Here is a 15,851-nt window from a genome sequence, read left to right as displayed (position 1 = left end):
GAACAAAGAGGTTAGGAAAGTCAAATTAATTTTTAAAAATGTTTTAGAATCCATGACGTGCTACTCTAAGTTCAATCCACTATAAAATTAAGTTTTTGACCATCCTCTGAATGATTACTGAAGATTAACCTTATTCTTCAAGATATAGTAAGTACCGAGGTAGAATCCAGCAATTAGGATTAAATCCGTAAAGATTTCAAATGTAAGCATCATATTGAAATTAGTATCTATGCGAAGGTTTAGACCGACAAAACCGAGCACGATCTGGATAACAATGTAGGCTAAAACTGCGAGTGCTGTGCGGTATTCATTGAAAAGTTGTCCGATGGAAATCGCCAAGTAGATGCAGAGGATTCCTGAAATTGTGCTAAGGATGAATGAAATTAGATATAAGCCGATACTGTCTAGGTACTGTTGGAACAAGTCTTTAAAAGCAAGGAAATCAATGAAATTAGGCTCAATTATCACAACAATGATATAAATGCTCAGAACAAAGACTGCTGAACTAATCAGAGACCAAATGAAGGCCCCCAAGAGTTTGGCTAAGATAATCTGGTGTTCGGAAACTGGTAAGGTCAAAGTCAGATAACCTTGTCGGTCATAGACACTACCCTTGAAGCGACGGATGATCAAAATCAAGGTTGAAATACTCAAGGTAATGATCAGTCCACCAAAAACCAGACCTAGAAATACTAACATAATCATTTGTTGATCGGGGGTGTCAATGGATTTGAGGGAACTAGCTTGAGCCCCGATAAGGACAGAAAGTGCCAATACAGCACCATAGAGGGCTAAATACCATTTGTTAACATTTTTAAATTCATAACGAACTAAATTCCAAAACATAATAATCTCCTTTATCTAGGCTTTGAATTCATGACGGAAGAGTTGGTCGATAGACTCTCCAGACTCATAGCGAATATCGTCAACATTTCCTTGACGGACGACTTTTCCATCCTTGAGGAAGACAATCTCATCCAAGATTGGCTCGATGTCTGAAATCAAGTGAGTTGAGATCAAGACAGTCGAAGTTGGAGAGTAGTTGTTGATGATGGTGTTCAAGATATAGTCACGAGCTGCGGGGTCGACACCACCGATTGGTTCGTCAAGCACATATAGACGAGCATCACGACTCATGACAAGGATCAACTGAACCTTTTCTTTGTTTCCTTTTGAGAGTTTCTTGAAACGGCTATTTTCATCAATACCAAGGTCACGAAGAAGACCTTGAGCACGTTCCAGATTAAAATCTTGGTAGAAGGTCTTGAAATAAGTGAGAGCTTCCTTGACCTTCATCTGCTCGTTTAGATAGGTCGTATCAGGTAGATAAGAAACAATTGCCTTAGTTGCTGGGCTTGGTTCCATGCCGTTGATGAGGATACGCCCTTCCTCTGGCTGCAGCAAGCCGTTGATTAGTTTAATCAAGGTTGTCTTTCCAGAACCGTTTGGACCAAGGAGACCAACGATTTTTCCAGCTGGAATTTCAAGGGAAATATTTGTAAGAGCAGGGCTTGCTCCATAGGATTTTGACACATTTTCAAATGCTAACAAGGTCATAGTTTAAACTCCTTCAATATAATCTCTCAAAACAGTCGGTAGTTCTTCTTTTTCATAGCCGAATTCTACCATGCCTGTTACAAACTGTTGCAGCTGTTCTTCTGACAGTTGCTTACGGGATTGGAGGATCAAGTCCAAATCCTCTGTGACAAAGCGTCCAGATGTCCGCTTGGTATAGACGAAGCCTTCTCTCTCCAAGTCCGATAGGGCGCGCTGGATGGTGTTGGGATTGACACCTGCCTCGCTAGCCAATTCTCTAACGGTTGGAAGCTGTTGATTGGGCTCGAGTTTATGGGAAATAATCTGCAATTTGATTTTCTCCATAATCTGCAAATAAATGGGTTTATTGTTATCAAATGTCCAAGACATCACGATCTCCTTTCTGTTTACCTTTGTGTTAATTCAATAATACAACAAAACAAAAAACTTGTCAAGCCAAAAGGAGAATTATTTTGGGAATCTCTTAAAAAATGGTATAATGAAAAGAAAACGACAAGGAGGGAAAGGCATGCGTTGTCCAAAATGTGGCGCTACAAAATCAAGTGTGATCGATAGTCGCCAGGCTGAAGAAGGAAATACAATCAGAAGAAGACGTGAGTGTGAAGAGTGTCAGCATCGTTTTACAACCTATGAACGTGTTGAAGAGAGAACACTAGTTGTGGTCAAAAAAGATGGTACACGGGAACAATTTTCAAGAGATAAGATCTTTAACGGGATTATTCGTTCAGCCCAGAAACGTCCAGTGTCTAGTGATGAAATTGGCATGGTGGTCAATCGCATCGAACAAAAACTCCGTAGTCGCAATGAAAATGAAATTCAGAGTGAGGTTATTGGCTCTTTGGTTATGGAAGAGTTGGCAGAGTTAGATGAGATTACTTATGTCCGTTTTGCCAGCGTTTACCGTAGCTTTAAGGATGTGAGTGAGCTTGAAAGCCTACTCCAGCAGATCACACAATCCTCTAAAAAGAAAAAGAAAAAGGAAAAATAAATGAAGCCAAATGACCGTTTTTCTTTTGTAAAGAACAATCGGGTGTCGCAAGATACCTCATCAATGGTGCAGTGCTACCTCCCGATTATCGGTCAGGAGGCGCTGAGCCTCTATCTTTATGCTGTGACTTTTTGGGATGGTGGTCAAAAAGAACATCTCTTTGCAGCCATGCTCAATCATCTCAATTTTGGGATGGATACCCTTTTAAAGGCTTTTAAAACTCTGACAGCCATGAAATTGGTGACCCTCTATCAGCAGGGGGAGGCCTATAACTTGTTACTCCATTCTCCCTTATCAACTCAAGAATTTTTACAACATACAGTTTATCGGACCTTATTAGAAAAAATGATTGGGGATAGTGCGGTAGCAGCCATGAGACAGGAAAGTGTTGAAGGGGAACCGATCTCGGTGGCCTTGAGTCAAATCTTTCCTCAGTTATCTGAGTCTGCGAGTCAAGAAACCTCTAGCAGTCAGCCAGCAGCAGATGATTTTGATTTGGAGCATTTTCGTCAGCTTATGGCTCGCGATGGTCTTCGTTTTCAAGATGAAACTTCGGATGTTTTGGCCTTGTTTGCAATAGCTGATGAGCAGAAGTGGACCTGGTTTGAGACTTATCAAGTAGCCAAAGCGACAGCAGTGTCGCAAGTGATTTCTGTCAAACGCATCCGTGAAAAGATAGCGCAAAAGCCTGTGACTTCTGACTTTAGTCCCAAGGAAGCAACCATTATCCGAGAGGCTAAGAAAAAGACAGCCTTGCAGTTCCTTGCTGAGATTAAGCAGACCCGCAAGGGAAGTATTACCCAGACTGAACGGGACCTGCTCCAGCAGATGGCAGCCTTGGGTTTGCTGGATGAAGTGATCAATGTTATCCTGCTCCTGACCTTTAATAAGGTTGATTCGGCCAATATCAATGAAAAATACGCCATGAAGGTGGCTAATGACTACGCCTATCAAAATATCCGTAGTGCCGAGGAAGCTGTCCTCCGTATTCGTGAACGTGGCCAAAAAGCAAAAACGCAAAAGCAGAATCAGACTGCCCCAGCAAAAACCAATGTGCCTAAATGGAGCAATCCTGAATATAAGAATACGTCATCCGCTGAGGAATTAGAAGAAATGGAACGCCAAACCCTAGAATTATTAGCAAAATTAGATAACGGAGGTGATTAGATGGAAAGTGTCGGAGATGTACTCAAACGTCAACCAAGCCGATTTCAGTATCAGGATTTAGTCCAGCAAATAGTGAAGGATCCTGATGTTGCGGCCTTTATCCAGAAAGAATCCCTCAGTCAGGAGGAGTTAAACCGTAGTATTTCCAAGTTTAACCAATACATCACTGAGAGAGATAAGTTCCTCCGAGGAGATACAGATTATATCGCGCGTGGCTACAAGCCTATCCTAGTCATGAATCATGGCTATGCGGATGTTTCTTATGAAGAAACTCCAGAGTTAATCGCGGCAGAAAAAGAAGCTGCCATCAAGAAACGTCTCAACTTAATTAATTTTCCATCTAGCCTGAAAAATGTCAGTTTTTTAGATGTTTATCGTGATGATGTTCGGCGTTTAACTGTTCTAAATAGAATGATAAAATTTGTTAACGATTACCCCAATAATTTGAAAGGTCTGTACTTATATGGAGACTTTGGTGTGGGTAAAAGTTTCATGGTGGCTGCCCTAGCCCATGATTTGTCAGAAAAACGTGGTGTTTCATCAACTCTCCTCCACTATCCTAGTTTTGTCATCGATGTCAAAAATGCCATCGGTGATGGCAATGTTAAGACCTTGGTGGACGAGATTAAGCTGGCTGAAGTCTTGATTTTAGATGATATTGGTGCCGAGCAATCAACAGCTTGGGTGCGTGACGAGATCCTGCAGGTCATTCTCCAATATCGCATGCAGGAAGATTTACCGACCTTTTTCACCTCCAACTTCAATTTTGAAGATTTGGAGCTGCATTTCGCTAAAGGGAAAAATGGAAATGACGAAACCTGGGAAGCTAGACGCGTCATGGAACGCATTCGTTATTTAGCAGAGGAAACCAGACTTGAAGGAGAAAATCGCCGATGACAGAAACAATCAAATTAATGAAGGCTCATACTTCAGTGCGTAGATTTAAAGAGCAAGAGATTCCCCAAGCAGAATTGAATGAGATTTTGACAGCTGCCCAAATGGCTTCTTCTTGGAAAAATTTCCAATCCTACTCGGTCATTCTTGTCAGAAGTCAAGAAAAGAAGGACGCCTTATTTGAGCTAGTACCTCAGGAAGCTATTCGCCAGTCTGCAGCCTTTCTTCTCTTTGTTGGTGATCTAAACCGTGCAGAAAAAGGGGCTCGTCTCCATACGGATGTTTTCCAACCTCAAGGGGTGGAAGGACTCCTCATCACTTCAGTAGATGCGGCTTTGGCTGGACAAAATGCCTTGCTTGCGGCAGAAAGCCTAGGCTACGGTGGTGTCATTATAGGTTTGGTGCGTTACAAGTCTGTTGAGTTAGCAGAATTGTTCAAGCTTCCTGATTATACCTATCCAGTCTTTGGGATTGCACTCGGTGTGCCAAATCAAAAGCATGATGTAAAACCAAGACTGCTACTAGAGAATGTTGTCTTTGAGGAAGAATACCAAGAACAGTCAACTGAGGCAATTGAAGCCTATGACCGTGTACAGACTGAATATGCAGGTGCGCGTGCGACTACAACTTGGAGTCAACGTTTAGCAGAGCAATTCGGCAATCCAGAACCAAGCTCAACTAGAAAAAATCTTGAACAGAAGAAGTTATTGTAGAAAGTGAGAAATTATGGCCCTACCAACTATTGCCATTGTAGGACGTCCCAATGTTGGGAAATCAACCCTATTTAATCGGATCGCTGGTGAGCGAATCTCCATTGTAGAAGATGTCGAAGGAGTGACACGTGACCGTATCTATGCGACGGGTGAGTGGCTCAATCGTTCGTTTAGCATGATTGATACAGGAGGAATCGATGATGTCGATGCTCCTTTCATGGAACAAATCAAGCACCAGGCAGAAATTGCCATGGAAGAAGCCGATGTTATCGTCTTTGTGGTGTCTGGTAAGGAAGGAATTACCGATGCAGACGAATACGTAGCCCGTAAGCTTTATAAGACCCACAAACCAGTCATCCTCGCAGTGAACAAGGTGGATAACCCTGAAATGCGAAATGATATCTATGATTTCTATGCCCTCGGTTTGGGTGAACCACTGCCTATCTCATCTGTCCATGGTATCGGTACAGGGGATGTGCTAGACGCTATTGTAGAAAATCTTCCAAATGAATATGAAGAAGAAAATCCGGATGTCATTAAGTTTAGCCTGATTGGTCGTCCTAACGTCGGAAAATCAAGCTTGATTAACGCTATTTTGGGAGAAGACCGTGTCATTGCCAGTCCAGTTGCTGGAACAACTCGTGACGCCATTGATACCCACTTTACAGATACAGATGGTCAAGAGTTTACCATGATTGATACAGCTGGTATGCGTAAGTCTGGTAAGGTTTATGAAAATACCGAGAAATACTCTGTCATGCGCGCTATGCGAGCTATTGATCGTTCAGATGTGGTCTTGATGGTCATCAATGCGGAAGAGGGTATTCGTGAATACGATAAGCGTATCGCAGGATTTGCTCATGAAGCTGGTAAAGGGATGATTATCGTGGTCAACAAGTGGGATACACTTGAAAAAGACAACCACACTATGAAAAACTGGGAAGAAGATATCCGTGAGCAGTTCCAATACCTGCCTTACGCACCAATTATCTTTGTATCCGCTTTGACCAAGCAACGTCTCCACAAACTTCCTGAGATGATTAAGCAAATCAGTGAAAGTCAAAATACACGTATTCCATCAGCTGTCTTGAACGATGTGATCATGGATGCTATTGCCATTAACCCAACACCGACAGACAAAGGAAAACGTCTTAAGATTTTCTATGCGACTCAAGTGGCAACTAAACCACCAACCTTTGTTATCTTTGTCAATGAAGAAGAACTCATGCACTTTTCTTACCTGCGTTTCTTGGAAAATCAAATTCGCAAGGCTTTTGTCTTTGAAGGAACACCGATTCATCTGATCGCAAGAAAACGGAAGTAAAAAAGCAGAATCTGGAAAGATATTTCCAGATTTTTTTGCTATAATAAAATAAGGAAAGCGTTGGAGAGGTAAGGAGATGGAAAAACTATTAAAATTCTTGATTTTGGCACCCTACTTTTACTTTTTTCGTTGGCAAGGGAAGGTACATCCAGGAAGTAGGTACTTTTCTGTCTTTTACTATTTTTATTGGTTTTATATGCCTCTAGCAGCCTTGTTTAGTCTAGTTTTCACTCTTTTTTCGCTAGTCTTATTTAACTTTATTTTACAAGAACCAAGGGATCTTGCTAGATGGGTGATTTGGCTACTTTTAGTCCTTTTATCCTTAGTCAATGACTGGAAAATCTATGCTTGTCTAAAATTTATGAATAAGCTACGATTGGAAAAGAAGAAATCCAGTCTTCCTTGAAAGAAATAGGCAAGCTTGTACCTGATAGAAAATGATGGCAATTTTTTCATGGATAAACTAGCTAGAAGCATTAATGAAGAAAACTAGCATCGGAAGAGGAATTTTAAGGGAACTAATCTTGATGATTAGCCCTTTTTTGCTCTAATTGAAAACGGAATATTTCTTGAAAAAATTGTGCAAATATGCTACAATAAAAAGAACATTCTAAAATATTCAGAATTTAAAGTAAGGAAAAAAATGGCAAATTTATTAAAATCAATCATCGAAAATGATAAAGGAGAGATTCGTCGTCTGGAGAAGATGGCTGATAAAGTCCTCAAATATGAAGATGAAATGGCTGCGTTAACAGACGAGCAATTGAAAGCAAAAACAGAAGAATTCAAACAACGCTATCAAAACGGTGAGACTCTTGACCAACTTTTGTATGAGGCGTTTGCTGTTGTACGCGAGGGAGCTAAGCGCGTTCTTGGTCTTTTCCCGTATAAGGTTCAGGTTATGGGGGGGATCGTTCTTCACCATGGTGACGTTCCTGAGATGCGTACTGGTGAGGGGAAAACCTTGACAGCGACTATGCCTGTATACCTCAATGCTCTTTCAGGTAAAGGGGTTCACGTAGTTACGGTCAATGAATACCTTTCTGAACGTGATGCGACTGAGATGGGTGAGTTGTACTCATGGCTTGGCTTATCAGTAGGGATCAACTTGGCGGCCAAATCTCCAATGGAGAAAAAAGAAGCCTATGAGTGTGATATCACTTACTCAACCAACTCAGAAATCGGATTTGACTACCTTCGTGATAACATGGTCGTTCGTGCGGAGAATATGGTTCAACGTCCGCTTAACTATGCCTTGGTCGATGAGGTGGACTCTATCTTGATTGACGAAGCTCGTACTCCTTTGATCGTTTCAGGAGCCAATGCAGTTGAAACCAGCCAACTCTACCATATGGCTGACCATTTTGTGAAGTCTTTGGGTAAGGATGACTATATCATTGATATTCAGTCTAAGACTATTGGTCTATCAGATTCAGGGATTGACAAGGCCGAAAGCTATTTCAATCTAAGCAACCTCTACGACATTGAAAATGTTGCTCTGACTCACTTTATCGATAATGCCCTTCGTGCCAACTACATCATGCTTCTCGATATTGACTATGTAGTCAGCGAAGAGCAGGAAATCTTGATTGTCGACCAATTTACCGGTCGTACCATGGAAGGTCGTCGTTATTCTGATGGCTTGCACCAAGCGATTGAAGCTAAAGAAGGTGTGCCAATCCAAGATGAAACCAAGACTTCAGCCTCTATTACCTACCAAAATCTCTTCCGTATGTACAAGAAATTGTCTGGTATGACAGGTACAGGTAAGACTGAGGAAGAAGAATTCCGCGAAATTTACAATATTCGTGTTATTCCTATCCCAACAAACCGTCCGGTTCAACGTATTGACCATCCAGACGTACTTTATGCTAGTCTTGAAGCTAAATTTAAGGCTGTTGTTGAAGATGTAAAAGCTCGCTACCAAAAAGGTCAACCAGTCTTGGTAGGTACTGTTGCAGTTGAAACTAGTGATTATATTTCTAAAAAATTGGTAGCTGCAGGTGTTCCTCACGAAGTATTGAATGCCAAGAACCACTACAAAGAAGCTCAAATCATCATGAATGCTGGCCAACGTGGTGCAGTTACAATCGCGACCAACATGGCCGGTCGTGGTACTGATATTAAGCTTGGTGAAGGTGTTCGTGAACTTGGTGGACTTTGTGTCATTGGTACAGAACGCCATGAAAGTCGTCGTATCGATAACCAGCTTCGTGGACGTTCAGGACGTCAAGGGGATCCAGGGGAGTCACAATTCTACCTTTCTCTTGAAGATGATTTGATGAAACGTTTCGGTTCAGAGCGCTTGAAGGGTGTCTTTGAACGTCTCAATATGTCAGACGAAGCGATCAAATCTCGTATGTTGACACGTCAGGTTGAAGCAGCACAAAAACGTGTTGAAGGAAACAACTACGACACACGTAAACAAGTCCTTCAATACGATGATGTCATGCGTGAGCAACGTGAGATTATCTACTCACAACGTTACGATGTCATCACTGCTGATCGCGACTTGGCTCCTGAGATTCATGCGATGATGAAACGAACCATTAATCGTGTTGTTGATAATCATGCGCGTGCTAAACAAAATGAAAAACTAGAAGCTATCTTGAATTTTGCAAGATACAACTTGCTTCCAGAAGATTCAATTTCACTTTCAGACCTAGAAGGTTTGTCAGACCAAGCGATCAAAGATGAACTATACCAACGTGCCTTGAAAGTCTACGATAGCCAAGTTGCTAAGCTTCGTGATGAGGAAGCCGTCAAAGAATTCCAAAAAGTCTTGATCCTACGTGTTGTAGATAACAAGTGGACAGACCATATCGATGCTCTTGATCAGTTGCGTAATGCTGTTGGCCTTCGTGGTTATGCACAAAACAACCCTGTCGTTGAGTATCAAGCAGAAGGTTTCCGTATGTTTAATGATATGATTGGTTCGATTGAGTTTGATGTGACTCGTTTGATGATGAAAGCACAAATTCATGAACAAGAGCGTCCACAAGCAGAGCGTCATATCAGTACGACAGCAACTCGTAATATTGCTGCACAACAGACTGAGCTTCCTGCAGATTTGGATCTTAGCCAAGTTAAGCGTAATGACTTGTGTCCATGTGGTTCTGGTAAGAAATTTAAAAACTGTCACGGTAAACGACGTTAAGAATGACTAATTTTCAGGCGGATGCCTAGTGAAAAGTGAATTTTCGCTTGGCGTCCGTTTGCTTTATAAGGAGGATGAATCATGGTATTTACAGCCAAAAGCCCTAAAATTAATATTGAAGAAGTTCGTAGTTTGTCTAAATTAGAAGGACAAGCACTTGCCAATAAACAACAGCGCGATCAAGAACTTGAAGCGATTATTCGTGGTGAAGATCAACGCATTTTGTTGGTGATTGGTCCGTGTTCGTCTGACAATGAAGAAGCAGTTCTTGAGTATGCCAAGCGTTTGGCAAAACTGCAAGAAGAAGTCAAAGATCGCGTCTTTATGGTGATGCGTGTCTACACTGCTAAACCACGTACTAATGGTGATGGCTATAAGGGCTTGATTCACCAACCAAATGCCAAAGAAGCACCTAGTCTCATCAATGGGATCAAGGCGGTTCGTCACCTGCATTACCGTGTTATTTCTGAAACAGGAATGACGACAGCAGATGAAATGTTGTACCCAGAAAACCTTCCTTTGGTAGATGACTTGATTTCTTACATGGCAGTTGGAGCTCGTTCGGTTGAAGACCAACAACACCGTTTTGTAGCTAGTGGAGCAGATTTTGCGACAGGTTTTAAAAATCCAACGTCTGGAAATCTCAATGTCATGTTCAACGGTATTTATGCGGCTCAAAACAAACAAAGTTTCCTTTTCCTAGGGAAAGAAGTTGAAACGACTGGAAATCCTCTATCACATGCCATTCTCCGTGGTGCCCTCAATGAATACGGTAAAAATATCCCTAACTACTACTATGATAATTTGATGGATACCATTGCCCAGTATGAAAAGATGGGTCTTGAAAATCCCTTTATCATCATTGATACCAACCATGATAACTCAGGCAAGCAGTATATGGATCAGATTCGCATCGTTCGTCAGACCTTGATTAACCGCGATTGGAATGAAAAGATTAAAAAATATGTACGTGGTTTCATGATTGAGTCTTATCTAGAAGATGGTCGTCAAAATGAACCAGAGGTCTTTGGGAAATCTATCACCGATCCATGTCTAGGATGGGAAAATACTGAGTCTCTTGTTCGCGAAATTTACCAAAGACTAGGAGAATAATATGGCATTTATTGAAAAAGGTCAAGAAATCGACATTGAAGCGATAAAAGCAGAAACACAATTATCTGCAGAGGCTTTGAGTCGTAAGGAAAGTCGTGATCGTGAATTAGCAGAGATCATCTCTGGTAAGGATGAGCGTATCCTACTAGTCATAGGGCCATGTTCTTCTGACAATGAAGAAGCAGTCCTTGAGTATGCTCGTCGTTTAGCAGACTTGCAGAAGAAAGTTGCAGATAAGATTTTCATGGTCATGCGTGTTTACACAGCCAAGCCACGTACCAATGGAGATGGCTACAAAGGTTTGGTTCATCAGCCAGATACTTCTAAAGCACCAAGTTTGATTAATGGTTTGCAGGCTGTTCGTCAGCTTCATTATCGTGTTATTACAGAAACTGGATTGACTACAGCAGATGAAATGCTTTATCCATCCAATCTAGTCTTGGTTGACGACTTGGTGAGCTACCATGCAGTGGGTGCACGTTCAGTAGAAGACCAGGAACACCGTTTTGTAGCTTCAGGGATTGATGCACCAGTGGGTATGAAAAATCCAACCTCTGGAAATCTGTCTGTTATGTTTAATGCCATCTATGCTGCACAAAACAAGCAAACATTTCTTTACCATGGACAAGAAGTAGAAACTTCAGGAAATCCCTTGGCCCACGTTATCCTTCGTGGTGCCATGAATGAATATGGAAAAAATGAACCCAACTTCTACTATGAAACTCTCTTGAATGCAATCAATCGCTATGAGACTATGGGACTTGAAAATCCCTTTATCATCATCGATACCAATCATGACAATTCTGGTAAGCAGTATATGGAACAAATTCGCATTGTTCGCCAAGCCTTGCTGAATCGTGACTGGAATGAAAAGATTAAAAAGACGGTTCGAGGCTTTATGATCGAATCTTACCTAGCAGATGGTCGCCAAAATCAACCAGAGATCTTTGGTTGCTCTATTACAGACCCATGTCTAGGATGGGAAAATACAGTAGCCCTGGTAGAAGAAATCTATACTACCTTAACAAAATAAGTGAAAAGGATGGAGTTGGGGGTATCTCAACTCCTTTTGAGAAAAATGATAGTTGGACACGGAATTGATATCGAAGCATTAGCTTCTATACAAAATGCAGTTGAAAAAAGAGAAGGATTTGCACGGCGTGTCTTGACAGACAAGGAAATGGAGCGTTTTGCCAGTCTCAAAGGTCGTAGACAAATCGAGTATTTGGCTGGGCGTTGGTCAGCTAAAGAAGCCTTCTCCAAGGCTCTAGGGACAGGGATTGGTAAGTTGGGCTTTCAGGATTTGGAAGTTTTGAACAATGAAAGAGGAGCTCCCTACTTCAGCAAATCCCCATTTTCAGGAAAAGTGTGGCTATCGATCAGCCATACCGATCAGTTTGTGACAGCTAGTGTTATTTTGGAGGAGAATCATGAAAACTAGTCCACATAGACCAACCAAGGCCCTCATCGACCTGGGAGCTATCCGCTACAATATCCAACAAATGGGTGCGCACATTCCCAAAGATACCCTCAAATGGGCAGTTGTAAAAGCCAATGCTTACGGACACGGTGCGGTAGCTGTTGCGACGGCTATCCAGGATGATGTTGACGGCTTTTGCGTTTCTAATATCGATGAAGCCCTCGAGCTTCGTCAGGCAGGAATTTCTAAGAAGATTCTTATTTTGGGAGTATCTGAAGTTGAATCTCTTTCATTGGCCAAGGACTTTGATATTACCTTGACAGTGGCAGGATTGGAATGGATTGAGAATCTCCTTGCTACTGATTCAGATTTATCAGGCTTAACCGTTCACCTTAAAATTGATTCAGGTATGGGGCGAATTGGTTTTAGAAGTGCAAGCGAGGCAGCACAAGCCCAAACTTTACTCAAGGAACATGGAGCAAATGTTGAGGGAATCTTTACGCACTTTGCAACTGCTGATGAAGAGTCGGATAGCTACTTTAAGCAACAGTTAGAGTGTTTCAAGACAATACTTGCTGACTTGCAAGAAGTACCAGAACTAGTCCATGCGAGTAACTCTGCGACTACTCTATGGCATGCGGAAACGATTTTTAATGCAGTTCGTATGGGAGATTCTATGTATGGTCTCAATCCAAGCGGACAAGTTTTGGAATTGCCTTATGAACTAAAACCAGCCTTGACCTTAGAAACTGCTATTGTTCATGTTAAAACAGTCCCAGCTGGGGCTTGTATGGGCTATGGAGCGACCTATCAGGCAGACAGTGAGCAAGTCATTGCTACTTTACCAATCGGTTATGCGGATGGTTGGACACGAGATATGCAGAATTTCTCAGTTCTGGTGGATGGACAATTGTGCCCTATCGTAGGGCGGGTATCCATGGACCAAATCACCATTCGCTTGCCTAAGCTGTATCCATTAGGTACCAAGGTAACTTTGATTGGTGCAGACGGTGACAAGGAGATTACTGCAACAGATGTTGCGGTTTACCGTGGAACGATCAATTATGAGGTAGTTTGTCTCCTCAGTGATCGAATTCCGAGAGAATATCATTAAAAGAGAGAAGGAAAGGAGAGGAGCATGAATTTACATCAACCCTTGCATGTCTTGCCTGGAGTGGGACCAAAGTCAGCAGAGAAATATGCCAAACTAGGAATTGAAAACCTGCAAGATCTCTTGCTCTACTTTCCTTTCCGTTATGAAGATTTTAAGACCAAGCAGGTGCTAGAGCTAGAAGACGGTGAAAAGGCTGTCCTATCTGGTCAGGTAGTAACACCAGCTAGTGTTCAGTATTATGGTTTTAAGCGCAATCGCCTACGCTTTAGCCTCAAGCAGGGAGAGGTTGTGTTTGCAGTTAACTTCTTTAACCAACCCTACCTGGCTGACAAGATTGAGCTAGGAGCGACTCTAGCCGTTTTTGGTAAGTGGGATCGCGCCAAGGCTAGTCTCACAGGGATGAAGGTTTTAGCCCAGGTGGAGGATGATCTCCAACCTGTTTATCGATTGGCTCAAGGAATCAGCCAAGCTAGCTTGGTCAAGGTTATCAAGACCGCCTTTGATCAGGGGCTAGATCTTTTGATAGAGGAAAATCTCCCTCAGTCCTTGCTAGATAAATACAAACTCATGTCTCGTTGTCAGGCTGTTCGTGCTATGCATTTTCCTAAGGATTTGGCAGAATACAAGCAGGCCCTCCGTCGAATCAAGTTTGAGGAGCTCTTTTATTTCCAAATGCAATTACAGACCCTCAAGTCTGAAAATAAGGTTGATGGAAGTGGATTGGTCTTGAATTGGTCGCAAGAAAAACTAACTGCGGTTAAAGAGGAATTGCCTTTTGCCTTGACTCAAGCTCAAAAAAAAAAGCCTGCAAGAAATCCTATCAGATATGAAGTCGGACCATCACATGAATCGACTCTTACAAGGGGATGTTGGTAGTGGGAAGACAGTGGTTGCGGGTCTAGCGATGTACGCAGCTGTAACGGCTGGTTATCAGGCCGCTCTCATGGTTCCAACAGAGATTCTTGCAGAGCAGCATTTTGAAAGTCTAGAAAGTCTCTTTCCTGATTTGAAACTAGCTCTCCTAACAGGTTCATTAAAAGCTGCAGAAAAACGCACGGTTTTAGAGACCATTGCCAAGGGCGAGGTCGATGTGATTGTCGGAACTCATGCTCTGATTCAAGATGGGGTAGACTATGCTAAACTCGGTTTGATTATCATCGACGAGCAACACCGTTTTGGTGTGGGACAAAGACGTATTTTACGTGAAAAAGGAGAAAATCCAGATGTCCTCATGATGACGGCGACTCCGATTCCACGAACCTTAGCCATCACCGCCTTTGGAGATATGGATGTTTCCATTATTGACCAGATGCCTGCTGGGCGCAAACCAATCGTAACTCGCTGGATCAAGCATGAGCAATTACCACAGGTCCTGACTTGGTTGGAAGGAGAAATTCAAAAAGGTTCTCAAGCCTATGTTATTTCGCCCTTGATTGAAGAATCTGAAGCCCTAGATCTTAAAAATGCTATTGCTTTATCGGAAGAATTGACGGATCATTTTGCAGGAAAAGCAAAAGTTGCTCTCTTACACGGTAAGATGAAGAGTGATGAAAAAGACCAGATTATGCAGGAGTTCAAAGATAGAAAGACTGATATTCTGGTTTCGACAACGGTTATCGAGGTTGGGGTCAATGTGCCAAATGCGACCGTCATGATTATCATGGATGCTGATCGTTTTGGACTCAGTCAACTCCATCAGCTCAGAGGTCGCGTCGGTCGAGGAGACAAGCAGTCCTATGCGGTTCTTGTGGCTAATCCTAAAACGGATTCAGGTAAAGACCGCATGCGTATCATGACAGAAACGACCAATGGTTTTGTCCTTGCGGAGGAAGATTTGAAAATGCGCGGTTCGGGTGAGATTTTTGGAACCAGGCAGTCAGGTTTACCAGAGTTTCAAGTGGCTGATATTATCGAAGATTTTCCGATTCTTGAGGAAGCACGTAAGGTAGCTAGTTATATCAGCTCCCTTCCTAACTGGCAAGAGGATCCAGAGTGGCATGTGGTTGCCCTGAATCTAGAGAAGAAAGAACATTTAGATTAATACTCTTCAAAAATCTCTTCAAACCACGTTAACGTCGCCTTGCCGTATATGTGTTACTGACTTCGTCAGTTCTATCCACAACCTCAAAACGGTGTTTTGAGCAGCCTGCGGCTAGTTTCCTGGTTTGCTCTTTGATTTTCATTGAGTATAAGCTTTCTCTAAGAAAATCTTAAGTTTGCTTTTAGGGTTATTGCCTATACTAGAGTCATCAAAAAGAAACGAGGACTCTCACATGACAATGACGATTAAAGTAAATTACCAAAAAACGTTTCAACAGGAGCAAGCACCTTCTCCTAAATACTAAGTAAAAGAGCGGTAACGCTCTCAGAACGAAGACAAAGTCCTTAGAACTCAAGTTTCTAA

The 15,851-nt window shown here is 42.1% G+C and carries 13 protein-coding genes and 1 pseudogene; 11 read left to right on the top strand and 3 right to left on the bottom strand.

Going from position 1 to position 15,851, the window contains the following annotated elements; genetic code table 11:
- Positions 1 to 114: 114 nt before the first annotated feature.
- From HMPREF2805_RS06085 to HMPREF2805_RS06075, 3 genes are read right to left on the bottom strand one after another with little or no spacing between them, the layout of a single operon-like run.
- A complete protein-coding gene (locus HMPREF2805_RS06085) occupies positions 115 to 846 on the bottom strand; it encodes a hypothetical protein (RefSeq protein ID WP_075231818.1) in 732 nt (243 codons plus the stop codon).
- A gap of 15 nt (positions 847 to 861) precedes the next feature.
- On the bottom strand, positions 862 to 1,557 hold the full coding sequence (locus HMPREF2805_RS06080; protein WP_075231817.1) for an ABC transporter ATP-binding protein: 696 nt from the start codon (positions 1,555 to 1,557) through the stop codon (positions 862 to 864).
- Between the two features lie 3 nt (positions 1,558 to 1,560).
- The gene (locus tag HMPREF2805_RS06075; protein WP_000119157.1) at positions 1,561 to 1,926 is read right to left on the bottom strand and encodes a GntR family transcriptional regulator; all 366 of its coding nucleotides are present in this window, start codon (positions 1,924 to 1,926) and stop codon (positions 1,561 to 1,563) included.
- Between the two features lie 139 nt (positions 1,927 to 2,065).
- On the opposite strand from HMPREF2805_RS06075, the gene nrdR reads away from it, so the two are divergent.
- The 11 genes and pseudogenes from nrdR to recG all read left to right on the top strand — a co-directional run bounded on the left by nrdR (position 2,066) and on the right by recG (position 15,488).
- Positions 2,066 to 2,545, top strand: a complete 480-nt coding sequence (gene nrdR / locus HMPREF2805_RS06070) for a transcriptional regulator NrdR (RefSeq protein WP_075231816.1) — start codon at positions 2,066 to 2,068, stop codon at positions 2,543 to 2,545.
- Complete coding sequence (locus HMPREF2805_RS06065) at positions 2,546 to 3,712, top strand: DnaD domain protein (protein ID WP_075231815.1); 1,167 nt, start codon at positions 2,546 to 2,548, stop codon at positions 3,710 to 3,712.
- Positions 3,713 to 4,609, top strand: coding sequence for a primosomal protein DnaI (dnaI, locus tag HMPREF2805_RS06060; RefSeq protein WP_075231814.1), 897 nt, complete (start codon positions 3,713 to 3,715; stop codon positions 4,607 to 4,609).
- Positions 4,606 to 5,319, top strand: coding sequence for an NADPH-dependent oxidoreductase (locus HMPREF2805_RS06055; protein WP_075231813.1), 714 nt, complete (start codon positions 4,606 to 4,608; stop codon positions 5,317 to 5,319). The genes dnaI and HMPREF2805_RS06055 overlap by 4 nt, the downstream gene beginning before the upstream one ends.
- A 13-nt stretch (positions 5,320 to 5,332) precedes the next feature.
- Positions 5,333 to 6,643 carry a ribosome biogenesis GTPase Der gene (gene der, locus HMPREF2805_RS06050; protein WP_001207696.1) on the top strand — a complete coding sequence of 437 codons (1,311 nt, stop codon included), beginning with the start codon at positions 5,333 to 5,335 and terminating at the stop codon, positions 6,641 to 6,643.
- A 643-nt stretch (positions 6,644 to 7,286) separates the two neighbouring features.
- The gene (gene secA, locus HMPREF2805_RS06040; protein WP_075231811.1) at positions 7,287 to 9,800 is read left to right on the top strand and encodes a preprotein translocase subunit SecA; all 2,514 of its coding nucleotides are present in this window, start codon (positions 7,287 to 7,289) and stop codon (positions 9,798 to 9,800) included.
- 81 nt (positions 9,801 to 9,881) lie between these two features.
- Positions 9,882 to 10,913, top strand: a complete 1,032-nt coding sequence (locus HMPREF2805_RS06035) for a 3-deoxy-7-phosphoheptulonate synthase (RefSeq protein ID WP_045762820.1) — start codon at positions 9,882 to 9,884, stop codon at positions 10,911 to 10,913.
- A gap of 1 nt (position 10,914) precedes the next feature.
- On the top strand, positions 10,915 to 11,946 hold the full coding sequence (locus tag HMPREF2805_RS06030) for a 3-deoxy-7-phosphoheptulonate synthase (protein WP_075231810.1): 1,032 nt from the start codon (positions 10,915 to 10,917) through the stop codon (positions 11,944 to 11,946).
- A gap of 45 nt (positions 11,947 to 11,991) precedes the next feature.
- On the top strand, positions 11,992 to 12,354 hold the full coding sequence (gene acpS / locus HMPREF2805_RS06025; protein ID WP_075231820.1) for a holo-ACP synthase: 363 nt from the start codon (positions 11,992 to 11,994) through the stop codon (positions 12,352 to 12,354).
- Complete coding sequence (gene alr, locus HMPREF2805_RS06020) at positions 12,344 to 13,447, top strand: alanine racemase (RefSeq protein ID WP_075231809.1); 1,104 nt, start codon at positions 12,344 to 12,346, stop codon at positions 13,445 to 13,447. Before acpS ends, alr begins: the two co-directional genes overlap by 11 nt.
- A gap of 24 nt (positions 13,448 to 13,471) precedes the next feature.
- A pseudogene (gene recG / locus HMPREF2805_RS06015) lies at positions 13,472 to 15,488 on the top strand (ATP-dependent DNA helicase RecG).
- Positions 15,489 to 15,851: the final 363 nt, after the last annotated feature.

Source organism: Streptococcus sp. HMSC034E03, assembly GCF_001811505.1.
In the GTDB taxonomy this organism is placed as follows: Bacteria; Bacillota; Bacilli; order Lactobacillales; family Streptococcaceae; genus Streptococcus.
Note: the sequence above shows the minus strand (reverse complement) of the source record. Positions and strands in the feature narration are given on the sequence as shown.